We start from the raw sequence: 25200 nt of genomic DNA, 5'->3' as shown, positions 1-25200 counted from the left end.
CTCACAACGTGAGAATGGTGCAGCCCGTGGTCTTGCGGGCCTCCAGGTCGCGGTGCGCCTGCTGCACGTCTTCCAGGCGGTAGCGCTGGCCGATCGGGATCTTCACCGCGCCGCTCTCGACCACGGCGAACAGATCGTCCGCCATGGCCTGCGTGCTCTCGCGCGTCGCCATGTGCGAGAACAGCGTCGGCCGCGTGACGTAGAGCGAACCCTTGGCAGCGAGCAGTCCGAGGTTGAACGGCGGCACCGGCCCCGATCCATTGCCGAAGATCGCCAGCAGCCCGAAAGGCCGCAGGCATTCGAGCGATCCTTCGAAGGTGTCCTTGCCCACCGAGTCGTAGACCACCTTCACGCCCTTGCCGCCGGTGATCTCCTTCACGCGCGCGGCGAAGTTTTCCTTGCTGTAGTTGATCGCGTGCGCGGCCCCGTGGTCGAGGGCCAGTTGGCACTTGGCATCGGTGCCCGCGGTGCCGATGAGCTTCAGGCCCAACGCCTTGGCCCACTGGCAGGCGATCAGGCCGACACCGCCCGCCGCCGCGTGGAACACGATGAAGTCGCCGGGCTGCAGCCCCTCGGCCGGCAGCGTCTTCTTCAGCAGGTACTGCGCGGTGAGGCCCTTGAGCATCATCGCGGCGCCGGTCTCGAACGAGATCGCATCGGGCAGCTTGCAGACATTGCGGCCCGGCATCACGCGCAGCTCGCTGTAGGCGCCGGGCGGCTGGCTGGCATACGCGGCGCGATCGCCGGCCTTCAGGTGCGTGACGCCCTCGCCCACCGCCTCGACCAGCCCCGAGGCTTCCATGCCGAGCTGCAGCGGCATCGGGAAGGGATAGAGGCCGCTGCGCTGGTAGGTGTCGATGAAGTTGAGGCCCACCGCCTTGTGGCGGATGCGGATCTCGCCGGGGCCGGGGTCGCCGACTTCGACGTCGACGATCTTCAGTTCCTCGGGACCGCCATTGCGGTCGATGCGGACGGCTTTGCTCATGTTTGAGGCTCCTTCGTGTGAGCCGCGTATGCTGCCACGGTCCGCGATTCACTGCCGGCGCCCGGAAACGCCACGCGCACCCGGTACAGTCCAACCGCATGCAGCAGCGATTGACTCCGGGCACCGCCCTTCTTCTCGCGGTGCCGCCCCTGCTGTGGGCCGGCAATGCCGTCGTCGGCCGCATGGTGCGGGACTTGGTCTCGCCGATGACGCTGAACTTCATCCGCTGGCTGCTGGCGTTCATGGTGCTGCTGCCGTTCGCCGCTTCCATGCTGCGCCGCGAGAGCCCGCTGTGGACGCACTGGAAGCGCTTCACTGTGCTCGGGCTGCTGGGCATCGGCTGCTACAACGCCTTCCAGTACCTGGCGCTGCAGACCTCGACGCCGGTCAACGTGACGCTGGTCGGATCGAGCATGCCGCTGTGGATGCTCGCGACCGGCACGCTCTTCTTCGGCGCGACGATCACGCGGCGCGAGCTGCTCGGCGCCGCGCTCTCGATGGCGGGCGTGCTGCTGGTGCTGAGCCGCGGTCGCTGGGAGCACCTTGCTGCGTTGCGCCTCGTGCCCGGCGATCTCTACATGATGCTGGCCACCATCTCGTGGGCGTTCTACAGCTGGATGCTGTCGCGCACCACCGAGCCTGCCGAGGCACGGCGCGACTGGGCCTCGTTCCTCATCTCGCAGATGGTGTTCGGGCTCGCGTGGTCGGCGCTCTTCGCGGCCGGCGAATGGACGGTGACCGATGCGCACATCGACTGGGGATGGCCGCTCGCCGCCGCGCTGGTGTTCATCACGCTCGGCCCGGCGCTCTTGGCCTACCGGTGCTGGGGCCTGGGCGTGCAGCGCGCCGGCCCGCAGACGGCCGGGTTCTTCACCAATCTCACGCCCCTCTTCGCGGCGCTGCTCTCGGCGGCGTTCCTCGGCGAGCTGCCGCAGTGGTTCCACGGCGCCGCGTTCGGCCTCATCGTGGGCGGGATCTGGGTGTCGTCCCGCCGCTGACCGTCAGTAGGTTCCGGGGTAGGCGCCGCCGTCGGCCAGCACGTTCTGCCCGGTCATGTAGCCCGCATGCGTGCTGCAGAGGAAGGCGCAGATCGCGCCGAACTCGGCCGGCGTGCCGAAGCGCCCGGCGGGGATGGTCTTCTGCCGCGCGGCGCGGATCGTCTCGATGTCCTGGCCGGTCTTCTTCACCGCGCCCTGCATCGTTCCGCGCAGACGGTCGGTGTCGAAGGCGCCGGGCAGCAGGTTGTTGATCGTCACGCCCTTGGCCGCGATGCCCGAGCGCGAGAGCCCGGCCACGAATCCGGTGAGCCCGCTGCGTGCGCCGTTGCTCAGGCCCAGGATGTCGATCGGCGACTTCACCGCGCTTGACGTGATATTGACGATGCGCCCGAAGCCGCGCGCCGCCATGCCGTCCACCGTGGCCTTGATGAGCTCGATCGGCGTCAGCATGTTGGCGTCGACCGCCTTGATCCATGCCTCGCGGTCCCAGTCGCGGAAATCACCGGGCGGCGGGCCCCCGGCATTGGTGACGACGATGTCGAAGTCCTTGTGGAGCGCAAAGGCCGCGGCGCGGCCCTCCGTGGTGGTGATGTCCGCCGCCACGTGCTTCACGAAGGGCTTGGCCGGATGCGCGGCCGCAACGGCCTGCAGCGATTTCGCCGCCGCTTCGAGCGCTTCGGCGCCGCGCGCGACGATCACCACGCTGACGCCCTCGCGCACCAGCGCCTCGGCGCAGCCGTAGCCCAGTCCCTTGCTCGCGCCGCACACCAGGGCGGCCTTGCCTGCAATTCCCAAATCCATGTCTTGTCCTCCGGGCTCAACGGCCCATGCGTGTGAATACGAAGATGCCGGCGATCACCAGCGCGGTGCCGGCCGCGATCCACGCCGTGAAAGGTTCGCCGAGAATGACGACCCCCATCAGGATGGTCGACATGGGCCCAACCATACCCGTTTGTGCCGCCATCGCGGGACCGATGCGCTCGATGGCCATCATCACGGCAAGGACCGGCAGCGCGGTGCACACGGTCGCATTGAGGATCGACAGCCAGATGACCTGCGGCGCCACGTCGAGGACCGAGCCGATCGGCCGCAGCAGCACGAACTGCAGGATGCACAGCAGGCAGGCCACGCTGGTCGCGAGCCCCACGAGCCTGAGCGAACCCAGCCGCTTGACGAACTCGCCGCTCGCGACGAGGTAGATCGCATAGCTCACCGCGCTCATGAAGACCAGCAGCGCGCCCCACGCGGCCGAGGCGCTCTGGCCCAACTGCACTTCGTGGCCGAACACCAGCAGCACGCCGCAGTAGCTGATCGCCATGCCCGTCAACTGGCCGCGGGTGATGCGCCGCCGGTAGACGATCCAGCCGAACAGCAGCACCAGCGTCGGGTTGAGATAGAGGATCAGCCGCTCGAGGCTCGCGGTGATGTAGGCCAGCCCTGCGAAGTCCAGGAAGCTGGAGAGGTAGTAGCCCGAGAAACCCAGCCCCACGACGCCGATCCAGTCGCGCCGCGTGAGCGGCGGCTTGCCGCGCCCCGCCCACCACGCCATGACCGCGAAAAGCGGCAGCGCAAAAAGCATGCGCAGCATGATCAGCGTGACCGCATCGACGCCATAGCGATACGCCAGCTTGACGATGATCGCCTTGCCGCTGAAGGCGATCGCGCCGAGCGTCGCCAACGCGAGGCCCGGCCCGAGACGTTTGTGCGCGTGCTGCTCCGCCGGCACCTTGTCAGAACCCGGCCGCAAGGCCGTCGCGCCGCGCGTCGCTCGCGGCGACGTAGCCCTCCACCGCCGGATCGCCGGCACGCCAGATGAACTGGCCGGCACCGAAGTCCTGGTAGGAGTCGTTGATGACGTCCACCTTGTGCCCGAGTTCGGCGAGGCCCTTCACCGTCGCCGGATTCATCGCCGCCTCGACGTTGATCTCCAGCCCCGAGTTGAAGCGCCAGCGCGGCGCGTCGCAGGCGGCCTGCGGGCTCTGGCGGTAGTCGAGCATGCGCACCAGCGTCTGCATGTGGCCCTGCGGCTGCATGTTGCCGCCCATCACGCCGAAGCTCATCACCGGCGCGCCGTCCCTCGTGAGGAAGGCCGGGATGATGGTGTGGAAGGGCCGCTTGCCCGGCGCGACCACGTTCGGGCTGTCGGCCTTCAGGCTGAAGCCGTGGCCGCGGTTCTGCAGGCTGATGCCGAATTCAGGCTCCACGCAACCCGAGCCGAAGCCCATGTAGTTGCTCTGGATGAAGCTCACCATCATGCCGCTCTCGTCGGCCGCGGTGAGATAGATCGTGCCGCCCTTGACCGGGTTGCCGGCCTTGAAATCCTGCGCCTTGTTCACGTCGATGAGTTTGGCACGCGAAGCGAGATACCCCTCATCGAGCATTTGCAGGGGCGTCACCTCCATCGACGATGGCTCGGACACGTAGCGGTAGACGTCGGCGAAGGCGAGCTTCATGGCCTCGATCTGCAGGTGCTGCGAGGCGACCGAATCGACCGGGATCGATGCGATGTCGAAGTGCTTGAGGATGCCGAGCGCGATGAGCGCCGCGATGCCCTGGCCGTTCGGCGGAATCTCGTGCAGCGTATGGCCGCGGTACGCCTGGGCGATCGGCTCGACCCACTCGGGCTTCCAGTTGGCGAGGTCGCTCACCTTCAGGCTGCCGCCGTTCGCGCTCGAGAACTTCTCGAGCGCCTCCGCGATCTCGCCGCTGTAGAAGGCCTCGCCCCGGGTGGCGGCAATCGCCTTCAGCGCCCGCGCCGCCGCCGGGAAGCGGAACAGCTCACCGACTTCAGGCGCGCGGCCCCACGGCAGGAAGCCCTGCGCGAAGCCCGGCTGCGACTTCAGGATCGGCGTCGCGGCGGCCCACTTCTGTTGCACCACGGGCGGCATCAGGTAGCCGCGCTCCGCGATCTCGATCGCCGGTGCCATCAGGTCGGCAAAAGGCAGCTTGCCGAAGCGCTCCGACAGCGCGACCCAGCTCGCCCCGGCGCCGGGCACCGTGACCGAGTCGAGCCCGCGCTGCGGCGGCGTGGCGGCGTCGTTGCCGTACTTGCGGCGAAAGTAGTCCGGCGTCCAGGCCTGCGGCGCGCAGCCCGAGCCATTCAGACCGTGCAATTTCTTGCCGTCCCAGAGGATGCAGAAGGCATCGCTGCCGAGCCCGTTGCTCACCGGCTCGACGATGGTCATGGCTGCAGCGGTCGCGACCGCCGCATCGACCGCGTTGCCGCCCTGATAAAGGATGCGCAGCCCGGCCTGCGAAGCCAGCGGATGCGAAGTCGAGACGACGTTGCGCGCGAAGACGGGGATGCGGGTGGAAGTGTACGGATTGGCGTAGTCGAATTTCATGTTCAGTCCCCGGTGATCTTGCGTTCCACGATGATCTTTTTCCACTTGGCCGACTCCTGGGCCACCATGCTGGCGAACTCGGCAGGCGTGCTGATGGTCGGCGAAATGCCCAGGCGGGCGAGCTTGTCGCGCATGTCAGGATCGGAGAGCGCCTGGTTCGCGGCGGTGTTGATGCGCGTCACCAGATCCGCGGGCAGTCCCTTGGGGCCATAGAGCCCGAACCAGGTGTTCGACTCGAAGCCCGGCAGCGTGTCCGCGATCGGCGGCAGGTCCGGGGCCAGCGGGCTGCGCTTCTGCGAAGTCACGCCGAGCGCACGCAGGCGGCCGTCGCGCACATGCGGCATGCCGGTCGGCAGCGCGTCGAAGAGCACATCGACCTTGCCCGTGACCAGGTCGGGAATCGCGAGCGCGGTGCCCTTGTACGGGATGTGCGTCACGAAGATGCCGGCCTGCGCCTTGAAGAGCTCCGCCGTGAGCTGCACGATGGTGCCGTTGCCGCTCGATGCGTAGTTGAGCTTGCCGGGGTTCTTCTGCGCGTAAGCTATCCATTCGCGCACCGTCTTGGCGGGCGAGCTGTTCGGCACCAGCATGATGCTCGGCGCATCGCCGACGTGCGCGATCGGCGTGAAGTCGCGCACCGTGTCGTACGGCACCTTGCTGATGAACGGGCCGATCGAGTGCGTGCTCGTCGTCGCCAGCAGCAGCGTGTAGCCGTCGGCCGGCGACTTGGCCGCGAGGTCGGAGCCGATCGCACCGCCGGCGCCGGGCTTGTTGTCGATCACCAGTGTGCCACCGAGCTTCTCGCCCATCTTCTGCGACAGGGTGCGCGCGAACAGGTCCGTTGCGCCGCCGGCCGGGAACGGCACGATCAGGCGGATCGGCTTGCTCGGAAAGGCCTGCGCCATGCTGGCGGACGAGGCGGCGAGGCACAGCGCGGCGGCGCAGGCCTTGAGAAACTGCTTGCGTTTCATGGTCTGGATTGTGTCCCTGTGGTGAATCCCGAATCCTATGCAGCGCGGGCCCATCAAGCCAGATAATCCGCCTTATCCAACTATGAGTCCTGCTTATGGCAGGGACACGGCATGGAAGAGATCTCCCTGCAACAGCTCCGGGCGCTGGCGGCGGTCGCCGAATCGGGCAGCTTCACGCTCGCGGCGGAAGCCCTGCAACTCAGCCAGCCGGCGATCAGCCATCTCATCAAGCGCATGGAGAGCGAACTCGGCCAGCCGCTGGTCGTGCGCGGCCGGCGCATCCGGATGACCAGCGCGGGGCAGATGATGGTCGACACCGCCGTGAGGGCGCTGCGGCTCGTCGACGAATCGGTCGGCGCCTGCCGCTCGCAGTCCCAGTTGCGCGAAGGCCGCGTGGTGCTGGCCGTGGGCCATCTCACGGCCGGTGCCCTGCTGCCGCCGCTGTTGCGCCGCTTCTCGGAGACGCACCCCGGGCTCGCGACCACGCTGCAGGACAGCACCGCGGAGCAGATGATCTCGCGCGTGCTCTCGCAGGAAGCGGACCTCGGCTTCGGCTCGGACATCGGACAGAAGCACTCCGAGCTCGCCACCGAGCCGCTGTTCACCGAACGCATGGGGCTGTTCATGCGCGACGACCACCCGCTCGCGCAACGGGTGGTGATCGATGCGAGGCAGCTCGATGGCCTGCCCTTCATCCACGTCAATCCGGACGCCAACATCTGGCGCTCCGTCAGCCGGCAGCTTTCGAGCGCGGCCAACGTCTATCCACGCGTGGTCCACCACGTCTCGATGCTTTCGACGGCCTTCGGGCTCATCCAGGCCGGCGCGGGCGTGGCGCTGCTGCCGCGCTACGTGGACGTGCTGATGCCCGCCAACCTGCGCGTGGTCACCGTGACGCGCCCCGCGCTCGAATACCCGGTGGTCGCCGTGCGGCTGGCCAAGCACCCGCTCAGCCCGGCAGCGATGGCTTTCCTCGCGATGGCACGCCAGCACATGAAACCGCTGCGCGCGCACAAGCCCTGAAACGAGAAACGGCACCCTCGGGTGCCGTTGTGCGAAAGGAAGACGGCGGCCGGCGTCAGGCCTCCTCCTCCTGGAAGGCCTCCTGGCGCTTGGACTTCACGGCCGGCAGCAGCACGATCACCAGGAGCAGGAGCGCTGCGGCAAGCAGGCCCGCCGAGAGCGGACGCGAGACGAAGACTGCCCAGCTGCCGCGCGACAACAGCAGCGCGCGGCGCAGGTTCTCTTCCATCATCGGGCCCAGGATGAAGCCCAGCAGCAGCGGCGCAGGTTCGCAGCCCAGCTTGAAGAACATGTAGCCGATGAAGCCGAAGGCCGCGACCATCCAGATGTCGAAGGTGTTGTTGTTGGTCGAGTACACGCCGATGGCGCAGAACAGCACGATGGCCGGGAACAGGAACTTGTAGGGCACCGACAGCAGCTTGATCCACATGCCGATCAGCGGCAGGTTCAGGATGATCAGCATCGCGTTGCCGAGCCACATCGAGGCGATCAGGCCCCAGAAGAGCTCGGGGTTGCTGCTCATCACCTGCGGACCGGGCTGGATGTTGTGGATCGTCATCGCGCCCACCATCAGCGCCATCACCGCGTTGGGCGGAATGCCCAGCGTCAAGAGCGGGATGAACGAGGTCTGCGCGCCGGCGTTGTTGGCCGATTCGGGCGAGGCGACGCCGCGGATGTTGCCCTTGCCGAACGGCACTTCGCCCGGAGCCAGCTTGGTCTTCTTCTCGAGCGTGTAGGCCGCGAAAGCCGCCAGCAGCGCGCCGCCGCCCGGCAGGATGCCGAGCGCCGAGCCCAGCGCGGTGCCGCGCAGCACCGCGGGGAACATGCGCTTGAAGTCGTCCTTGGTCGGGAACAGGCCGGACACCTTCGCGGTGAAGACCTCGCGCTCATGCTCGGGACGCGACAGGTTGGCGATGATTTCGCCGTAGCCGAACACGCCCATGGCGATGGTCACGAAGCCGATGCCGTCGGTGAGCTCGGGGATGTCGAAGCTGAAGCGCGCCACGCCCGAGTTCACGTCGGTGCCGACGAGGCCCATCAAGAGGCCCAGCACGATCATGCCGATCGCCTTGAGCAGCGAGCCCGAGGCCAGCACCACGGCGCCGATCAGGCCCAGCACCATCAGCGAGAAGTATTCGGCCGGGCCGAACTTGAAGGCCAGCTCGGTCAGCGGCGGCGCGAAGGCAGCCAGGATCAGCGTGCCCACGCAGCCGGCGAAGAACGAGCCGAGGCCCGCCGCCGCCAATGCGGGGCCCGCGCGGCCCTTGCGCGCCATCTGGTAGCCGTCGATCACGGTCACCACCGAGGACGATTCGCCCGGCAGGTTGACCAGGATGGCGGTGGTGGAGCCGCCGTACTGCGCGCCGTAGTAGATGCCGGCCAGCATGATCAGCGCCGACACCGGCGGCAGCGCATAGGTGGCGGGCAGCAGCATCGCGATCGTCGCGACCGGCCCGATGCCCGGCAGCACGCCGATCAGCGTGCCCAGGATGCAGCCGATCAGGCAATAGAGAAGATTCGTGAAGGTGAAGGCAACGCCAAAACCCAGCGAGAGATTGGTGATCAGATCCATGGCGCCGTCCTCAGCCCGTGATGAAGGTAGGCCAGACCTGGATCTGCAGCTTCAGCGCCCAGATGAAGGCGACGTAGCTGCCGCCCGCCAGCACGGTGGCAAGGATGAGCACGTCCTTCAGGTTGAAGTGCTCTCCCGCGCGACTGGCGATGACCACCAGCGCGTAGATCGCGACGATCATGCCCATCGCCGGCACGCCGATGCTCGGCAGGCCGCCGAGCAGCACGCCGAAGGCGAGGTTGGCGCCGAGGATGTAGGCGACCTGCTTCCAGGCCCAGCGGCCGATCTTTTCGCCGTCCTCGGTCTCGACCGAGAGGCCGGTGAACATGACGCCGAGCCCGATGATGGCCATCAGGATGCCCAGCATCAGCGGGAAGTAGCCCGGGCCCATGCGGGCGCCGGTGCCGACGCTGTACGTCGTGGCACCCCAGGCGAAGGCCACTCCGACGACGGCGAACATCACCCCCGCGAAGAAGTCTTTCTGACTCTTGATTTTCACGAACAGTCTCCACGAATAATTCGATCGCGAATTGTGGAGTCAGCCAAAAGTCAGGTCGATGTGGATTCCACCTACCGGGAATCGAGGGTTATCCCTGGCCCGTGGCCTCAGGTTCGTCGTGTGATGGGGTGCTCGTGGAAGAGGTGAAGACGGTGGGAAGCAGGTCCGCGCACCGCGCGGACCGGATCGGCGGCCGGACGGCCGCCGCGATCCGTCAGTGCCGCACGCCGTGAAAGGTGTCCGCCGATTTCTTGATGTGGCGGATCATGGAGCGGCTCAATCGGGACTCCTCGCGGTGGTTCAGAAGGTCGATCAACCAGCCACCCGCAACGAGCAGTGCCAGTGCGCCAATCGTGAGAACCTCAGAGTCCATGTCGTTCTCCTGAGTTGTCGGTAGGCTCGACTGTGCGACAGGCGGGGGCACCTGGGAATCATCCAAAAAGCCGATGTTGCTAACCGCATCGACCGTGAAATTCTTCCTTTTTCCGGCCCGCTGAGCCGGGCCCGCGCCCGCTATTCGAGCGGCGGCGTCGCGCTCAGCACTTCCTCGATGGTGGTCAGCCCTTCGGCGATCCGCAGCGCGCCGGCCAGCCGCAGCGGCCGCATGCCGTCGGCCACGGCCTGCCTTCGGAGGGGCGCCATGCTCGGCTCCTTGGTGACTTCGCCCTTGAAGGCCTCGGTCACGGTGAGCAGTTCGTACAGGCCCATGCGGCCCATGTAGCCCGTCATGCGGCAGTCCACGCACCCGACCGGCCGATAGGCGCGCACCGAGCCGCTGATCTGCCACGGCGCGACGAACTCCGCCAGCTTCTCGCGCGTGACCGATTCGTCGGGCGCCTTGCAGTGCGGACACAGCGTGCGCACCAGGCGCTGGGCCAGCACGCCGAGCATCACCGCGTTGATGAGGTAGGACGGCACGCCGAGCTCCATCAGCCGCGTGATCGCGCTCGGCGCATCGTTGGTGTGCAAGGTGCTGAACACGAGGTGGCCGGTCAGCGCCGCCTGCACCGCCATTTCGGCCGTGGCGAGGTCGCGGATTTCGCCCACCATGATGATGTCCGGGTCCTGCCGCATCAGCGCGCGCAGGCCCTCGGTGAAGCCGAAGTCGAGCTGCGGCTGCACCTGGGTCTGGTTGAACGAGGGCTCGATCATCTCGATCGGGTCCTCCACCGTGCTGACGTTGACTTCCTCGGTCGCCACGCGCTTGAGCGTGGAGTAGAGCGTGGTGGTCTTGCCCGAGCCGGTCGGGCCGGTCACGAGGATGATGCCGTGCGGCCGCGTCACGAGCTGCTCCCAGCGCTTCGCGTCGTGCTGCGCGAAGCCCAGCGCATCGAGGTCCTTGACCGCGGTGTCCGGATCGAAGATCCGCATCACCATCTTTTCGCCGAAGGCGGTGGGCAGCGTGGAGAGCCGCATTTCGATTTCCTCGCCGCGCATGTTGCGGGTCTTGATGCGGCCGTCGAGCGGGCGGCGCTTCTCGACCACGTCCATGCGGCCGAGCAGCTTGATGCGCGAGACCATCGCGTTCATCACGCCCATCGGCATCTGGTAGGCCGGGTGCAGCACGCCGTCGATGCGGAAGCGGATCACGCCCTGGTCGCGGCGCGGTTCGAGATGGATGTCGCTCGCGCGCTGGTCGAAGGCGTATTGCCAGAGCCAGTCCACCACCTGCACCACGCTCTGGTCGTTGGCGTCGAGCTGCTTGTTGGACTTGCCCAGTTCCACCAGCTGCTCGAAGCTCGCGCTGCCCGCGCTGGAGCCCGCCTTCTGCGCCGCACGGACCGATTTCGCGAGCGCGAAGAACTCCGCCGTATAGCGCTGGATGTCGGCCGGATTCGCGACCACGCGCCGCACCGAGCGGCGCGCCTGCCGCTCGACTTCGGAGATCCAGTCCGTGAGGAACGGCTCCGAGGTGGCGATCACCACCTCGCTCGGCGTCACCTGCACCGGCAGCACCTTGTGCCGCTCGGCATAGGCCGCGCTCATGGTGTCGGCGACCTTGCCCACGTCGACCTTGAGCGGATCGATGCGCAGGTACGCGAGTCCGGCCCGGCCGGCGAGCCATTGGGTCAGCATCTCCAGATCGAGCGGCTTGCCGTCGCTTTCGCGCGTCATCGCGACGCTCGCGAGACGCACCAGCGGCGGCTGGCGGCTCACGGCCTGGGCGCAGCGCGCGAGCGTTCGCTTGGCTTCGTGCGGCGAGATCAGGCCATCCCGGGCGAGCCACTCGATGAGGTGCCGCAGGTCGAGCGGCCCCTCGTAACGGGATTCTGAAGAGGGCAAGGTCACAGCATTCATGGAGGCAAGCCTGGACGCGCTCAAGCCACGGGCTTGAAGACGCGCAGCCATTTGGGGGCGGGCAAACTCCAGCGAGTCTGGATGGTTTGCGCACGGTCGGCAAGCACGGGCCGTTTCGGCCGGCTGGCTTCGCGCTGCGCCAGCACGATCGTGTTGCCTTCGCGCGTCGGCTTGAAGGCCCACACCGCTTCCTCGCCGAAGGCCGCGACGATCTTCGCGAGGCTGCGCTCGTAGCTCGACGAACGGCCGAAGAGGTTGACCGTCATGCACCCGTCCTCGGTCAGGAGGCCGCGGCAGTCGGAATAGAAATCCTCGCTGTCGAGCACCGGCGCGGCCGCCTCGTGGTCGTAGAGATCGACCTGCAGCGCATCCACCGTGCCGAGCCATTGCGGCTTGCGGATCTCGGTGGCCGCATCGGCGACCACGACCTGCAGCTTCGCATCGTCCGCCGGCAGCTTGAACCAGCCCCGGCAGGCCGCGACAACCTGCGGATTGAGCTCGATCGCGGTGGTGCGCATGCGGAGCTGCTTGCGGCAGAACTTCGTCAGGCTCGCGGCGCCCAGCCCGAGCTGCATCGCATGGCGCTTCGAGACCTCGGCGGGATCGACGAAGAGCAGCCACGCCATCATGCGCTGCACGTATTCGAGCTCGATCTCGAAGGGCGCATCGAGCTTCATCGAGCCCTGCACCCATTCCGTGCCCAGGTGCAGGTAGCGCACATCTCCCCAATCGGAGAAGTTGACCTCGGGGAGGGAAGCCTTCATGGAATGTCCAGATACCTTTCAAACACTTCGCGCCAGGCCGCAACCTTGCGCTCGAAACTCCACGATGCGTTGGCCGGGCTCGACGAAGGCAGCCGATGGACCGGCACGCCCAGCGTGCGCGTGTGCCTGGCGTGCCGGAAGCTCTCGCCGCCGTTGTGCGCGATGGCGCTCAGCCCGGGCAGACGAAGGCCGGCGATGTCGTTGACGACCGCATCGCGGATCGCCGTATCGAGGCTGCCTTCGCGCCGGCAGCTGGCGTAGACGTCCCACACGCCCAAGCCCCGGTCGAGCAGCCACTTGCTACGCTTTTGATAGCTGTCATCGCCCGCCGGGAGCGGATTTGCGGGCCACAGGGCCTGCAAAATTTTCCAGAAATGATTCTGCGGGTGCGCATAATACCGCTGCTCCGTGATCGATCGTGCACCCGGGAAACTGCCGAGGATCAACAAGGCGGTGTTGTCGGACACGATCGGTGCGAGGCCCGTGAGCACGGCGTCCGCGTCGCCTGGGCGCGAAGCTGGCTTATCCATGACGCTTGCCGGTGGTGTGAATCGCTGGCACCTGTGAGGAGAAGAACTTGAATACGGAAGCGATCTGGACGTTCATTACGACGCAAGGCGTCGATTTTGGCCTGAAAGTGATCGGCGCCCTGATCGCCTGGGTCATCGGCCGCTGGCTGATCGGCCTGGCCCAGAGGCTCGTCGGCAAGGCCATCGAGCGCGGCAAGCGCATGGATCCGACGCTGAGCAACTACCTGGTCTCGATCCTCGGCGTGATCCTCAACATCGTCCTCGTCCTCGCGATCCTCGACATGTTCGGCATCCGAACCACCTCCTTCGCGGTGCTGCTGGCCGGCGCGGGCCTGGCGATCGGCACCGCCTGGGGCGGATTGCTCACGCACTTCGCGGCCGGCGTGTTCCTGCAGGTGCTGCGGCCGTATCGCGTGGGTGACTTCGTCACCGTCGGCGGCGGCGTGACCGGCACCGTCAGGGAGCTCGGCCTCTTCGGCACCACGCTCGTCTCGCCCGACAACACCGTCGTGACCGTCGGCAACAACAAGGTGCTGTCCGAGACGATCCAGAATTTCAGCACCTTGCAGTGGCGGCGCGTCGACGTCACGGCCAAGATCGCCAACGGCGTGGACGTCGGCGACGCCATCCAGCGGCTCAAGGCCGCGCTGAGCGAGATCCCCAACGTCTCGAAGGAGCAGCCGCCGGACGTCGAGATCCTGCAGTTCACCGCCGAAGGCCCGCTGCTCGCGGTGCGGCCCTACACGCACACGGACCATTACTGGCAGGTGTACTTCGACACCCATCGCGCGATCGTCAAGACCTTCGGCGCAGCCGGCTACCCGACGCCGGAGACGCCGCTGGTGCAGCGCCACCTCACGAAGCCGGCCTGAGGCCCGAAAAACGCGAAACCCGCCTTCCGGCGGGTTTCTTTCATTCCGGCGCGAGGAACTCAGGGCTTCTTCGCTTCCTGCTTGACCTTCGCGTCGTGCTGCTCGGTGCCAGGGATCTGCTCACCGATCTTGTCGCCGGCCTTGCGCGTGGCGTCTGCGGCCGCGCCGCCCGCGTCGCCGACGGCCTTGCCGGTCGCATGCGCCCCGTGCTTGGTGGCGTCCCAGGCCTTCTTGCTGCCGCTCTTGGTGGCGTCCCAGGCCTTTTCGCTGCCGCTCTTCGTGGCATCCCAGGCCTTTTCGCCGGTGTGTTCGGTCGCCTTCGCTGCCTTCTTGCTGCCGCTCTTGGTCGCGTCCCAGGTCTCCTTGCCGGCGTTTTCCACCTTTTCGGTCGTCGAGGGCGCGGCGGTGTTCTGCGCCATGGCCGGTAGAGCGACCGACGCAACCGATGCGACGGCGAGTGCCAACGCGGCGGGAAGGATCCGGATGGAAGTCTTGATCATCTTGCAAAGCTCCTTGATAGGTTGAAGCACATATGCACGCAACGACTGTGCAGAACCCGAGGATGACACCGAAAACCCACGCCCGGGCCGCTGGCGCGCAAGTCGAGCGCTCGGCCTACGCGGTGCGCAGCATCGCCGCCGACGCGCCGATCAGCGAAGACAGACGCGGCAGCGCCGCCACGGCATTGCGGGTGGTCGCTTCGGCCAGCGCCTCCACCGACATGCCGCGCAAGTCGGCCACCACTTCGGCGATGCGCGGCAGTTCGCCAGGCTCGTTGCGCCCCTGCGGCTCGCCCGCGTCGCGCTGGGCCTGCGAGCGATAGATCCACTGCGGCTGGATGTCGGGCGCATCGGTCTCCATGACGATCGCCTCCAGCGGCAGGATCGAAGCCAGCCGGCGCAGTTGCAGGGCCCGCTCGAAGGTCACCGCGCCGCCGAAGCCCAGCTTGAGCCCGAGATCGATGCACGCCCGCGCCTGTTGCTCGCTGCCGTTGAAAGCGTGCGCGATGCCGTGCCAACGTTCGCCGGGCGCGACCTGCCGCAGGTGCTTGAGCACCTTGTCCACCGAGCGGCGCACATGAATGATCACCGGCAGTTCGTGCTTGCGCGCGAGCTGCAGTTGGGTGTGGAAGAACGCTGCCTGCCGGTCCGGGTCGAGTCCCGGGACGAAGAAGTCGAGCCCGATCTCGCCGACCGCGACCAGCCGCGGGTCGTCACGCCGGCGCTGCAGTTCGGCATCGAGCGCGTCCAGATGCTCATCCAGCGCCTGCCCCGTGCACATCGGGTGGATGCCGAGCGCATAGGCGTCGCCCTGAAGATGCGCCAGTTCCCGCACGGCGGCGAAGTTGAAGGCGGCCACTGCGGGAATCACGCAGAGACCGACGCCGAGGCGCGCCGCGCGCGCCCTGATCAGGGGCATTTCAGCGCCGAATTCGGGCGCGTCGAGATGGCAGTGGGTATCGACGAAGACAGCCATCTCGCGATCATGCCCGAAGGGCATGCAGACCTGTGGAAAGCGTGCTACCGTGCCCCCTCAAGCGTTCTCTTTTGCCGGAGGTGCCCGATGCGCAGGCCTGGTTTCTACAGCCGCTCGCCCAGAGAGCCGCACCGCGCGGCCGAACCCGGCGCGACGATCGCACGGCATGCGTCGGACGGTCCCGACACGACGCAAACCCAACCCGCCAAATCCGCCGCCGCGCCCCAGCGCTGGCAGCCCGGACGCCGCAGCTTCGCACTCCTGCTCGCGCTCGTCCTCGGCATGGGCGCCACCGGTGCGGTGATGTGGCCGAAGGCCAACCGCCAGCTCACGCAGAAGGACATCGACCAGGCGGTGCTGCGCACCCTGCACACCACCACCCTGCCCTCGCCCGCGGCCAAGGCGGCGGAGATCATCCGGCCCTCGGTGGTGCGCGTGGTGGGCTACGGCACCGAGAAGACCACGCCCGAAGCCAAGGTCGAGAAGCGCGGCCGCAATCTTGCCAAGGGCAAGCCCGCTGAGGCCACCGACGAAGCGCCCGGACAACAGGTGGAGCGCGGCGTCGGCACCGGCGTGGTGATCGTGGACAAGGGAATCATCCTCACCAACCTGCATGTGGTCGCGGGCTCCGAAACGATCAAGGTGACGTTCTTCGACGGCCTCGAGTCGCCGGCCACGATCACCGGCGTGCAGCCCGAGAACGACCTCGCGGTGCTGCAGGCGCAGAAGCTGCCCGACGACCTCATCCCCGCCACGATGCGCTCGACGGCCGACCTCCAGCCGGGCGACCAGGTCGTCGCCGTCGGCTTTCCCTTCGGCATCGGGCCTTCGGTGTCGGCCGGCGTGGTCTCGGGGCTGAACCGCTCGTTCCGCTCGCCCGAAGGCAAGCAGGAACTCGGCAACCTGATCCAGTTCGACGCCGCGGCCAATCCGGGCAATTCGGGCGGTCCGCTCATCAACATGGATGGCGAGGTGCTCGGCATCGTCACCGCCATCCTCAACCCCACCCAGCAGCGCACCTTCATCGGCATCGGTTTCGCCGTGCCGATCGAGAACGCCGCCTCCGCCGCCGGCTCGCCGCCCTTCTGACCCTTCGAAAGAAAGAGCACTCGCATGAGCACCGAAACCGAATCGACCTCCGCATCCACGGCCGAGCTGATGGAGCAGATCCTCTATCAGGTCAAGCGCGTCGTCGTCGGCCAGGACCGGTTTCTCGAGCGGGTGATGGTCGCCATGCTGGCCAACGGCCACCTGCTGGTCGAAGGCGTGCCGGGCCTTGCGAAGACGCTGACGGTCAAGACTCTCGCCGACACCGTGCGCGGACAGTTCAAGCGCATCCAGTTCACGCCCGACCTGGTGCCGGCGGACCTGGTCGGCACGCGCATCTACAACCAGAAGACCGGCGACTTCAGCACCTCGCTCGGCCCGGTCTTCGCCAACCTGCTGTTGGCGGACGAAATCAACCGCGCGCCGGCCAAGGTGCAGAGCGCGCTGCTCGAAGTGATGCAGGAACGCCAGGTCACGATCGCCGGCGAGACGCACCCGGTGCCGCGTCCCTTCCTCGTGATGGCGACGCAGAACCCGATCGAGACCGAAGGCACCTACCCGCTGCCCGAGGCGCAGGTTGACCGCTTCATGATGAAGGTGCTGGTCGACTACCCGACGGACGAGGAAGAGTTCGTGATCGTCGAGCGCGTGATCGGCCCGCCGGTCGCGGCCGCGGCCGTGGCGACGACCGACCAGCTCGCCGCGCTGCAGGCCGAAGCGCGCCGCGTCTATGTCGATCCATCGCTGATCCAGTACGCGGTCAGGCTCGTGTCAGCCACGCGCGCGCCGGAGAAGCATGGCCTGAAGGATCTGCGCCGCTTCATCACCTTCGGCGCGAGCCCGCGCGCGAGCATCAGCCTCACCGAAGGCGCGCGCGCGATGGCCCTGCTGCGCGGCCGGAGCTACGCGCTGCCCGAGGACATGACCGCGCTGGTGCCCGATGTGATGCGGCACCGCGTCACGATGTCCTACGAAGGACTCTCCGAGGGCCTCACGCCCGACAGCCTCATCGACAAGGTCATGCGGGCCGTGCCCGCGCCCGCGAAGCCGCTCGAGCATGAAAAGCTGGTGGCCTAGGCGCGCGAAAGCCGCCAACGACGAAGCGCTCGCGGCCGCCGAGGCCGCGGCGAGCGGCGTCGAACGCGCGCTGCGCCGGCTCGAATGGACCGTGATCCGCCGCCTCGACGGCCTGCTGCAGGGCGATTACCGCACGCTGATGCGCGGCACCGGCCTCGACCTCGCCGACCTGCGCGAGTACCAGCACCACGACGACGTGCGGCACATCGACTGGAACGTCACCGCTCGGCTGCAGACGCCCTACGTGCGCGTCTTCACCGAAGACCGCGAGATGGCCGCATGGTTCGTGCTCGACCTGAGCCGATCGGTGGATTTCGGCTCCGGCGCGCGTGCCAAGCGCGAGATCTCGGCCGGCTTCGTCGGCGTGATCGCGCGGCTGCTCACGCGGCACGGCAACCGCGTCGGCGCCATGCTCTACGGCTCGGACGTCGAAGCCGTGATTCCCCCGCGCACCGGCCGCCGCCACGTGCTGCAGCTGCTGCACGCCATGCAGCGGCGCTCTTCCAAGGCGGAGGTCAACCAACAGGGCATGACCCGGCTGGCCGAGCTGCTCCAGGCCGCCGCGGTGCTGATGCCGCGCCGCTCGACCGTGTTCGTGGTGTCCGATTTCCTGAGCGAGCCCGGATGGGAGCGGCCGCTCGGCCGTCTCGCGCAGCGCCACGACGTGGTCGCGGTGCGCCTGTTCGACCCGCTCGAAATCGACCTCCCCGATCTCGGCCTGGTGCCGCTGCGCGACGCCGAAACCGGCGAGCAGCTCTGGGTCGACACGCACGACGCGGGCTTTCGCAAACGGTTTGCGCGCCTGGCAGCCGAGCGCGAAGTCACGCTGCGCGAATCGCTGGCGAAGGTGGGCGTTGACACGCTCGAACTCTCGACCGACGATGACCTGGTGGAGGCCATCGTGCGATTCGCCGACATGCGAAAGCGTCGCGTGCGCACCGGGCCTGCGAACTCGACCGTGGTGGCAGCATGAATTTCCTCTGGCCCCAATTTCTCTGGCTGCTGCTGGCGCTGCCGCTGCTGGTGCTGCTGTACCTGTGGCTGCTGCGGCGCAAGAAGAAGCTCGCGCTGCGCTATGCGAGCCTGTCGATCGTGCGCGAGGCGATGGGCGCGGGCCAGACGATCCGCCGCCACATTCCGCCCTTGCTCTTCATGCTCGCGCTCGCGGCGATGCTGATCGCCGCCGCGCGGCCCATGGCGGTGGTGGTGCTGCCGTCGAACCAGCAGACCATCATCCTCGCGATGGATGTGTCAGGCAGCATGCGTGCGGCCGACGTGCAGCCCAACCGGCTCGTGGCCGCGCAGGAAGCGGCGAAGAGCTTCATCAAGGAACTGCCGCGCACCGTGAAGGTCGGCATCGTCGCGTTCGCCGGCAGCGCACAGGTGGCGCAGTTGCCGACCACCAACCGCGAAGACCTGATCACCGCGATCGACTCCTTCCAGCTCCAGCGCGCGACCGCGACCGGCAACGCCATCGTGGTGTCGCTCGCCACGCTGTTCCCGGATGCGGGCATCGACATCTCCGACTTCGGCCCGCAGAGCCGCGAGCGCGGCACGCCGATCGACCGCGCGGGCAAGCCGCAGAAGGATTTCACACCGGTCGCGCCGGGCTCGTACACCTCGGCGGCGATCATCATGCTGACCGACGGCCAACGCACCACCGGCGTCGATCCGCTCGACGCGGCGAAGGTGGCGGCCGATCACGGCGTGCGCGTCTATACCGTTGGCATCGGCACGGTGGACGGCGAGACCATCGGCTTCGAAGGCTGGTCGATGCGCGTGCGGCTCGACGAGGAAACGCTCAAGGCGATCGCCAACAAGACGAACGCCGAGTATTTCTACGCCGGCACCGCCACCGACCTGAAGAAGGTCTACACCGCCCTGAGTTCGCGCCTCACGGTCGAGAAGAAGGAAACCGAGATCTCGGCGCTGTTCGCGATGGCGGCCGCCGGGCTCGCGCTGCTGTCGGCCGGACTCTCGCTGCTCTGGTTCAACCGCATCCTCTGAGCTGCGGCCGCCCCCGCGCCTCACGTTGCTCGCCGTAAAAATTTGCCATGCGGCGACGGCAATGTGATGATGCGCCCCGCTCCTGCACGACGGGGGTGCAAGGAGCCCTATGAAAGCGCTGAAGCGGTCCGGTCTTTCGAAGTTCTTCGCCCTGGCGGGCAGCATTTGCTGCCTGCCCGTGGCAGCCCAGGTCAGCGATCCGGGTTCGGCCTGGCAACTGGAGATCACACCCTACCTGTGGCTCTCGACCATGCCGCTGCACGTGGACGTCGGCGCCTCGGGATCGAACGGAAGCACCCCTCCTTTCCCCGTCTTTCACACGGGTCTGGACTTCGCCGGCATGGGCGCCATCGAGGCACGCAAGGGTCCATGGGGCGCGCTGATGGACGTCCAGTACGTGAAGCTCGGCGTCACGGGCTCGCCCGCGGCCGCGGCGCTCACGCCATTCTCGAGCCTCGACTTGACGTACACCCAGCAGATCTGGACCTTCCTCGGGCTCTATCGCCTGGCGGACGGCCCTGTCGCGGTCGACCTGCTCGGCGGCGCCCGCTATCTCCATGCCAAGACAGACCTCGAGGTCAGCGCCCTGTCCCTGCCAGGGACGGTTGGCGGAACGCGGAGCAAGGGCTGGTGGGATGGCGTCGTCGGCGGCCGCGCGCTCATGCCGCTCGACGACAAGTGGTCGTTGCTGGGCTACCTCGATGTCGGAGGGGGCGGCTCCGAACTGAGCTGGCAGGCGATTGCCGGCGCGAACTACCGCTATTCGAACGCCACGACGTTCAAGTTCGGCTACCGCTATTTCCACTTCAAGCGCGACGACGCACCGGTGCTCAAGGCGAGCATGGGCGGCCTGTACGCAGGCGTCGGCTTCAAGTTCTGACCAGCAAGACTCAGTTCGCCAGCCGTCCGGCAGTCAACCTCAACACCCGATCACACTTCGCCGCCAGGCTCTCGTCGTGCGTCACCAGCACGAAGGCCGTGCGGCGCTCGTGCGCGAGACGCAGCATCAGCGCAAAGACCGCATCCGCCGTGGCGCGATCCAGGTTGCCGGTGGGCTCGTCCGCCAGCACGCAGTCGGGCTGCGTGACCAGCGCACGCGCGATCGCCACGCGCTGGCGCTCGCCCCCCGACAGTTCCGAAGGCCGATGCTGCACACGCTCTCCCAGGCCCACGGCGCGCAGCATGTCGGCTGCGACCTGATGCGCCTCGGCCGGCGGCATGCGGCGGATCCGCAGCGGCATCGCGACGTTGTCGAGCGCGGTGAATTCCGGCAGCAGATGGTGGAACTGGTAGACGAAGCCCAGGTGCATGTTGCGCAGCCGCCCCTGCTCGGCGGCATCGACCAGCGCCATGTTCTCGCCATGCAGCTCGACGCTGCCGCTCGTGGGCGCATCGAGCCCGCCCATCAGATGCAGCAGCGTGCTCTTGCCCGAGCCGGAGGCACCGACGATGGCCACCGTCTCGCCCGCATGCACGTCCAGGTCCACGCCGTGCAGCACCGTCAGGTCGATGCTGCGGCCTTCGTGGAAGCGCTTGGTCAGCGCGCGGACCTTCAGCACCACGCCGTTCTTCTTCACCTCATTCATAACGCAGCGCCTCCGCGGGATTGACGCGGCTCGCGCGCCAGCTCGGGTAGAGCGTGGCGACGAAGGCGAGGATCAGCGAGATCACGGTGATCGGGATGATGTCGCCGCGCTGCGGATCGCTCGGCATCTGGCTGATGAGGTAGATGTCCTTCGGCAGGAAGCTGGCGTGGAAGAGCCGCTCCAGCGCCGGCACGATCACGTCGATGTTGTAGGCGATGCCCAGGCCCAGCAGCAGCCCGCCGAGCGTGCCCATGACGCCGACCATCGCGCCCTGCACGACGAAGATGCCCATGATGCTCTTCGGGCTCGAACCCAGCGTGCGCAGGATCGCGATGTCGGCGCGCTTGTCGGTCACCGTCATCACCAGCGTGGACACGAGGTTGAAGGCCGCCACCGCGACGATCAGCGTGAGGATGATGAACATCATGCGTTTCTCGACCTGCACCGCCGCGAACCAGGTCTTGTTCGCGCGCGTCCAGTCGCGGATCAGGAACTGGCCCGGCAGCGTGGCGGCGAGCTCCTCCGCCACTTCGCGTGACTGATGCAGGTCCTTGAGCTTGAGGCGCACGCCGCTCGGCCCTTCGAGGCGGAAGACGCGTGCCGCATCCTGCTCGTGGATCATCGCCAGCGACGAGTCGTACTCGTAGTGGCCCGAATCGAAGGTGCCGACCACGGTGAACTGCTTCAGGCGCGGCACCACGCCGGCCGGCGTGACCTGCCCGCCCGGCGCCACCAGCGTGACCTGATCGCCTTCGCGCACGAAGAGCGAGCGCGCCAGCTCGACGCCGAGCACGATGCCGAACTGGCCCGGCACCAGCTTGTCCAGCGCACCGTTCTGCGCGGTAGTGGAGAGATCGGTCACCTGGCCTTCGAGCTTGGGCTCGATGCCGCGGATGATCGCGCCCTTCATGTCCTCGCCGCGCGCGATCAGCGCCTGCGCGGCGATGAAGGGCGCGACACCGATCACCTCGGGATTCTTGCGCGCGTCGGCCATGATCGCGTCGATGTCGCCGAGCGCCTGGCCATCGCGCGAGAAGATCTCGATGTGCGAGATGACGCCGAGCATGCGGTCGGTCACTTCCTTCTGGAAGCCGTTCATCACGCTGAGCACGATGATCAGCGCCGCAACGCCGAGTGCGATGCCGAACATCGACACGCCCGAGATGAAGTTGATGAAGCCGTTGCGCCGCGTCGCCCGGCCGGCGCGCGTGTAACGCCAGCCGAGTTGCAGTTCGTAGGGAAGTCGCATCAGGCCTCCCGACGGGCCGCCCCTAGGGAGGCCTGGCCCTGCAGGCCGCGCCGCTGCGAGACGCAGCGGCTCTTCATGCCGTCCAAGCCTGCGCAGGCAGGCTTGGAGCCGCGGCATTCAGCCCCCTCGGGGGGCAGCGAATACACGAAGTGAGGAGCGTGGGGGCAGATCATCTGCCGATTTTGGCATCCCGGACAATAGGCCCATGTCTGCGCTGCCCTCCCCCCGCCATTTGCTGATTCCCTTTGCCGGCCGCGGCTCGCCCGCCTGCCGCGAAGCCCTGGCGGGTCTGCGGCTGCCCAAGCTCGAAGCGCTGCTCTCGCGCCTGGCGCTGGTCAGCGGCGACACGCAGGACGACACCACCCTTTCGCCGCCGCACGAGCGCGCGCTGGCCAAGGCGCTGGGCATTTCCGCGGCCGACGGCTGCATTCCGTGGGCCGCAATGGAAGCGCGCAGGCTCGGCCTGCAGCCGATCGATGCCGGCGCGAGCTGGGGCGCCGCCACGCTGTGCCACTGGCAGGTCGGCATCGACGACGTGGTGCTCGGCGATCCCTCGGCGATCGAGATCGATGCCTCCGAATCCGCCGCGCTGCTCGCGGTGGCGCAGCCCTTCTTCGCCGAAGACGGCATCGCGCTGCATGCCTCGTCGGTGCCCGGCCGCTGGCTGGCGTGCGGCCAGGTCTTCGACGGACTTCCGACGGCGTCGATCGATCGCGCGGTGGGCTTTCCGATTTCGGAGTGGTCGCCGCTGTCCGACGCGGCGCGGCCCTTGCGGCGCCTTCAGAACGAAATGCAGATGCTCCTCTACACCGAGCGCGTGAACGACGAGCGCACGGCGCGCGGCGTGCCGCCGATCAACTCCTTCTGGCTCAGCGGCACCGGCAGCTTGCCGACCCCGTTCGCGCCCAGCCCTTCGCCCGAGCCCGAGGTAGCCGATGCGTTGCGCGCGCCTGCACTGCGCGACGACGGCGTCGCATGGGCGGCCGCATGGCAGGCGCTCGACAGCGGCCCGGTCTTCGAACTGCTCACGGCCTGCGTGAACGGCGCGGACGTGGCGATCACCCTCTGCGGAGACCGCGGTGCGCAGCGCTTCGGCGTGCAATCGCGCGGCCTCGGTCAGCGCCTTCGCAGCATGTTCAGCCGCCCTTCCCCCACTGCCGTGCTGGGGGCGCTGTGATGATGAAGATCATTGCCAGGGACATCCCTCCGCGCAGCGCCTGGGCGCTCGAGCAGGCCGGTGTGCATCCGCTGCTCGCGCGTCTCTATGCGGCGCGCGGCGTGCTGAGCCGGGCCGAGCTCGACGACGGACTCGCCCTGCTGCTGCCGCCCGACACGCTGCGTGGCGCGCGCGAAGCGGCGCTGCTGCTCGCGGATGCGATCCGTGACGACAAGCGCCTGTGCGTGGTCGCCGACTACGACTGTGACGGGGCGACCGCCTGCGCTGTCGCGATCCGCGGCCTGCGCCTGCTCGGCGCCAAGCATGCGAGCTACCTCGTGCCCGACCGCGTGACCGACGGCTATGGCCTCACGCCGCCGATTGCCCAGCGCGTCGCGGACAGCGGCGCGGACGTGCTCATCACCGTCGACAACGGCATCGCGAGCGTCGAAGGCGTCGCCGCCGCGAAGGCGCGCGGGCTCTCGGTACTGGTGACCGACCATCACCTGCCCGGCGCCGAGTTGCCGGCTGCCGATGTGATGGTGAATCCGAACCAGCCCGGCTGCGCCTTCGAGAGCAAGAGCATCGCCGGCGTCGGCGTGATGTTCTACGTGCTGATGGCCCTGCGCTCCGAACTGCGCGGGCGCGGCGTGTTCGACAAGGCGCAGCAGCCCAAGCTCGACGCGCTGCTGCCGCTGGTGGCGCTCGGCACCGTGGCCGACGTGGTGCGGCTCGATGCCAACAACCGCCGGCTGGTCGCGCAGGGCCTGCGCCGCATCCGCGCGGGCGCGATGCCCGCCGGCATCGCGGCCCTGTTCAAGGCCGCGGGCCGCAACACGGCGATCGCGACCACCTTCGACTTCGGCTTCGCGCTCGGGCCCCGCATCAATGCCGCCGGCCGGCTGGCCGACATGACGCTCGGCATCGAGTGCCTGCTGACCGACGACGCCGGCCGCGCCGACGAGCTCGCGCGCATGCTCGACGGCATCAACCGCGAGCGCCGCGACATCGAGGGCGGGATGCGCGACCAGGCGCTGCGGCTGGCCGAGTCGATGTTCGATGACACCCGGCAGCCGCCGGCCGCGATCAGCGTGTTCGGCGCCGACTTCCACGAGGGCGTGGTGGGCATCGTGGCCTCGCGCATCAAGGAGCGCTTCCACCGGCCGACCTTCGTGTTCGCGGCCAGCGGCGCGGACGGCAAGGAACACGAGCTCAAGGGCTCGGGCCGGTCGATTCCGGGTTTTCATCTGCGCGATGCGCTCGACCTCGTGGCCAAGCGGCATCCCGGCGTGCTGCTGCGCTTCGGCGGCCATGCGATGGCGGCGGGCTGCACGGTGGCGCGCGAGCAGTTCCCCGTGTTCGAGAAGGCGCTCGCGCAGGTGGCGCAGGAGTGGCTCGACGCGGCCACGCTCACGCGCCGGCTCGACACCGACGGGCCGCTCGCGCCCGAGTACCTGCGTGTCGACCTGGTCGACACGCTGCATCGCGAGGTGTGGGGGCAGGGCTTCGCACCGCCGACCTTCAGCGAGGAGGTCGAGGTCATCTCGCAGCGGCTGGTGGGCGAGAAGCACCTCGCGCTCAAGCTCAGGCACCAGGGCAAGCCGGTGGACGGCATGTGGTTCGGCCACACCGAGCCGCTGCCGGCGCGCGTGGTGATCGCCTACCGTCTCGATGCCGATGAATGGCAGGGCGTGCGGCGCGTGCGCTTTCTGCTCGAAGGCGCGGAGTTCTGACGCGCCCGAAGC

The 25200-nt window shown here is 68.0% G+C and carries 25 protein-coding genes; 10 read left to right on the top strand and 15 right to left on the bottom strand.

The window, feature by feature from the left end; translation table 11 throughout:
* Position 1 precedes the first annotated feature (1 nt).
* Positions 2-985, bottom strand: a complete 984-nt coding sequence (locus tag VAR608DRAFT_RS18575) for a quinone oxidoreductase family protein (protein WP_088955390.1) — start codon at positions 983-985, stop codon at positions 2-4.
* 98 nt (positions 986-1083) lie between these two features.
* Between VAR608DRAFT_RS18575 and VAR608DRAFT_RS18570 the strand changes: the two genes are divergently transcribed.
* Positions 1084-1983, top strand: coding sequence for a DMT family transporter (locus VAR608DRAFT_RS18570; RefSeq protein ID WP_088955389.1), 900 nt, complete (start codon positions 1084-1086; stop codon positions 1981-1983).
* Between the two features lie 3 nt (positions 1984-1986).
* Here VAR608DRAFT_RS18570 and VAR608DRAFT_RS18565 read toward each other — a convergent pair whose 3' ends face one another.
* From VAR608DRAFT_RS18565 to VAR608DRAFT_RS18550, 4 genes are read right to left on the bottom strand one after another with little or no spacing between them, the layout of a single operon-like run.
* On the bottom strand, positions 1987-2784 hold the full coding sequence (locus VAR608DRAFT_RS18565; protein WP_088955388.1) for an SDR family oxidoreductase: 798 nt from the start codon (positions 2782-2784) through the stop codon (positions 1987-1989).
* Positions 2785-2800: 16 nt separating this feature from the next.
* The gene (locus tag VAR608DRAFT_RS18560; RefSeq protein WP_088955387.1) at positions 2801-3730 is read right to left on the bottom strand and encodes a DMT family transporter; all 930 of its coding nucleotides are present in this window, start codon (positions 3728-3730) and stop codon (positions 2801-2803) included.
* Complete coding sequence (locus VAR608DRAFT_RS18555) at positions 3714-5327, bottom strand: gamma-glutamyltransferase family protein (protein ID WP_088955386.1); 1614 nt, start codon at positions 5325-5327, stop codon at positions 3714-3716. The genes VAR608DRAFT_RS18560 and VAR608DRAFT_RS18555 overlap by 17 nt, the downstream gene beginning before the upstream one ends.
* Positions 5328-5329: 2 nt before the next feature.
* Positions 5330-6298, bottom strand: coding sequence for a Bug family tripartite tricarboxylate transporter substrate binding protein (locus VAR608DRAFT_RS18550; protein ID WP_088955385.1), 969 nt, complete (start codon positions 6296-6298; stop codon positions 5330-5332).
* Positions 6299-6409: 111 nt separating this feature from the next.
* Here VAR608DRAFT_RS18550 and VAR608DRAFT_RS18545 point away from each other — a divergent pair, with 111 nt between their 5' ends.
* Positions 6410-7321 (top strand): LysR family transcriptional regulator, encoded by a 912-nt coding sequence (locus VAR608DRAFT_RS18545; protein WP_088955384.1) that lies wholly within the window; start codon positions 6410-6412, stop codon positions 7319-7321.
* Between the two features lie 55 nt (positions 7322-7376).
* On the opposite strand, the gene VAR608DRAFT_RS18540 is transcribed toward VAR608DRAFT_RS18545, so the two are convergent.
* The 6 genes from VAR608DRAFT_RS18540 to VAR608DRAFT_RS18520 form a co-directional block, all read right to left on the bottom strand.
* Positions 7377-8894, bottom strand: coding sequence for a tripartite tricarboxylate transporter permease (locus tag VAR608DRAFT_RS18540; RefSeq protein ID WP_088955383.1), 1518 nt, complete (start codon positions 8892-8894; stop codon positions 7377-7379).
* Positions 8895-8904: 10 nt separating this feature from the next.
* Entirely contained in the window at positions 8905-9393 is a 489-nt protein-coding gene (locus VAR608DRAFT_RS18535) for a tripartite tricarboxylate transporter TctB family protein (protein WP_088955382.1), read from the bottom strand.
* A gap of 214 nt (positions 9394-9607) precedes the next feature.
* The gene (locus tag VAR608DRAFT_RS37125; RefSeq protein ID WP_157731047.1) at positions 9608-9766 is read right to left on the bottom strand and encodes a hypothetical protein; all 159 of its coding nucleotides are present in this window, start codon (positions 9764-9766) and stop codon (positions 9608-9610) included.
* Positions 9767-9906: 140 nt separating this feature from the next.
* Positions 9907-11691, bottom strand: coding sequence for a GspE/PulE family protein (locus VAR608DRAFT_RS18530; protein WP_088955381.1), 1785 nt, complete (start codon positions 11689-11691; stop codon positions 9907-9909).
* 20 nt (positions 11692-11711) lie between these two features.
* On the bottom strand, positions 11712-12455 hold the full coding sequence (locus VAR608DRAFT_RS18525) for a spermidine synthase (RefSeq protein ID WP_088955380.1): 744 nt from the start codon (positions 12453-12455) through the stop codon (positions 11712-11714).
* The gene (locus tag VAR608DRAFT_RS18520) at positions 12452-12985 is read right to left on the bottom strand and encodes a DNA-deoxyinosine glycosylase (RefSeq protein ID WP_088955379.1); all 534 of its coding nucleotides are present in this window, start codon (positions 12983-12985) and stop codon (positions 12452-12454) included. Before VAR608DRAFT_RS18520 ends, VAR608DRAFT_RS18525 begins: the two co-directional genes overlap by 4 nt.
* Positions 12986-13032: 47 nt before the next feature.
* Here VAR608DRAFT_RS18520 and VAR608DRAFT_RS18515 point away from each other — a divergent pair, with 47 nt between their 5' ends.
* On the top strand, positions 13033-13857 hold the full coding sequence (locus tag VAR608DRAFT_RS18515; RefSeq protein WP_088955378.1) for a mechanosensitive ion channel family protein: 825 nt from the start codon (positions 13033-13035) through the stop codon (positions 13855-13857).
* A 59-nt stretch (positions 13858-13916) separates the two neighbouring features.
* Here the strand turns inward: VAR608DRAFT_RS18515 and VAR608DRAFT_RS18510 are convergent, their stop codons facing one another.
* Together VAR608DRAFT_RS18510 and VAR608DRAFT_RS18505 are read right to left on the bottom strand one after the other, a co-directional pair.
* A complete protein-coding gene (locus VAR608DRAFT_RS18510; RefSeq protein WP_088955377.1) occupies positions 13917-14357 on the bottom strand; it encodes a hypothetical protein in 441 nt (146 codons plus the stop codon).
* A 115-nt stretch (positions 14358-14472) separates the two neighbouring features.
* Positions 14473-15333 carry a TatD family hydrolase gene (locus tag VAR608DRAFT_RS18505; protein WP_088958857.1) on the bottom strand — a complete coding sequence of 287 codons (861 nt, stop codon included), beginning with the start codon at positions 15331-15333 and terminating at the stop codon, positions 14473-14475.
* 87 nt (positions 15334-15420) lie between these two features.
* On the opposite strand from VAR608DRAFT_RS18505, the gene VAR608DRAFT_RS18500 reads away from it, so the two are divergent.
* From VAR608DRAFT_RS18500 to VAR608DRAFT_RS18480, 5 genes are all read left to right on the top strand, one after another.
* Positions 15421-16422: a S1C family serine protease gene (locus VAR608DRAFT_RS18500; protein WP_088955376.1), complete on the top strand. Its 1002-nt coding sequence runs from the start codon at positions 15421-15423 to the stop codon at positions 16420-16422.
* Between the two features lie 24 nt (positions 16423-16446).
* Positions 16447-17457, top strand: coding sequence for an AAA family ATPase (locus VAR608DRAFT_RS18495; protein ID WP_088955375.1), 1011 nt, complete (start codon positions 16447-16449; stop codon positions 17455-17457).
* Positions 17438-18430: a DUF58 domain-containing protein gene (locus VAR608DRAFT_RS18490; RefSeq protein WP_088955374.1), complete on the top strand. Its 993-nt coding sequence runs from the start codon at positions 17438-17440 to the stop codon at positions 18428-18430. Before VAR608DRAFT_RS18495 ends, VAR608DRAFT_RS18490 begins: the two co-directional genes overlap by 20 nt.
* Entirely contained in the window at positions 18427-19464 is a 1038-nt protein-coding gene (locus tag VAR608DRAFT_RS18485; RefSeq protein ID WP_088955373.1) for a VWA domain-containing protein, read from the top strand. Before VAR608DRAFT_RS18490 ends, VAR608DRAFT_RS18485 begins: the two co-directional genes overlap by 4 nt.
* 109 nt (positions 19465-19573) lie before the next feature.
* Positions 19574-20344: an outer membrane beta-barrel protein gene (locus VAR608DRAFT_RS18480; protein WP_088955372.1), complete on the top strand. Its 771-nt coding sequence runs from the start codon at positions 19574-19576 to the stop codon at positions 20342-20344.
* A gap of 10 nt (positions 20345-20354) precedes the next feature.
* Here the strand turns inward: VAR608DRAFT_RS18480 and lolD are convergent, their stop codons facing one another.
* Complete coding sequence (gene lolD, locus VAR608DRAFT_RS18475; protein WP_088955371.1) at positions 20355-21050, bottom strand: lipoprotein-releasing ABC transporter ATP-binding protein LolD; 696 nt, start codon at positions 21048-21050, stop codon at positions 20355-20357.
* Complete coding sequence (locus VAR608DRAFT_RS18470) at positions 21043-22299, bottom strand: lipoprotein-releasing ABC transporter permease subunit (protein ID WP_088955370.1); 1257 nt, start codon at positions 22297-22299, stop codon at positions 21043-21045. Before VAR608DRAFT_RS18470 ends, lolD begins: the two co-directional genes overlap by 8 nt.
* Before the next feature lie 205 nt (positions 22300-22504).
* On the opposite strand from VAR608DRAFT_RS18470, the gene VAR608DRAFT_RS18465 reads away from it, so the two are divergent.
* Positions 22505-23476 (top strand): hypothetical protein, encoded by a 972-nt coding sequence (locus VAR608DRAFT_RS18465; protein ID WP_088955369.1) that lies wholly within the window; start codon positions 22505-22507, stop codon positions 23474-23476.
* Between the two features lie 2 nt (positions 23477-23478).
* Positions 23479-25188, top strand: a complete 1710-nt coding sequence (gene recJ, locus VAR608DRAFT_RS18460) for a single-stranded-DNA-specific exonuclease RecJ (RefSeq protein ID WP_088958856.1) — start codon at positions 23479-23481, stop codon at positions 25186-25188.
* Positions 25189-25200: the final 12 nt, after the last annotated feature.

Origin of the sequence: Variovorax sp. HW608 (assembly GCF_900090195.1) — a bacterium.
In the GTDB taxonomy this organism is placed as follows: Bacteria; Pseudomonadota; Gammaproteobacteria; order Burkholderiales; family Burkholderiaceae_C; genus Variovorax.
Note: the sequence above shows the minus strand (reverse complement) of the source record. Positions and strands in the feature narration are given on the sequence as shown.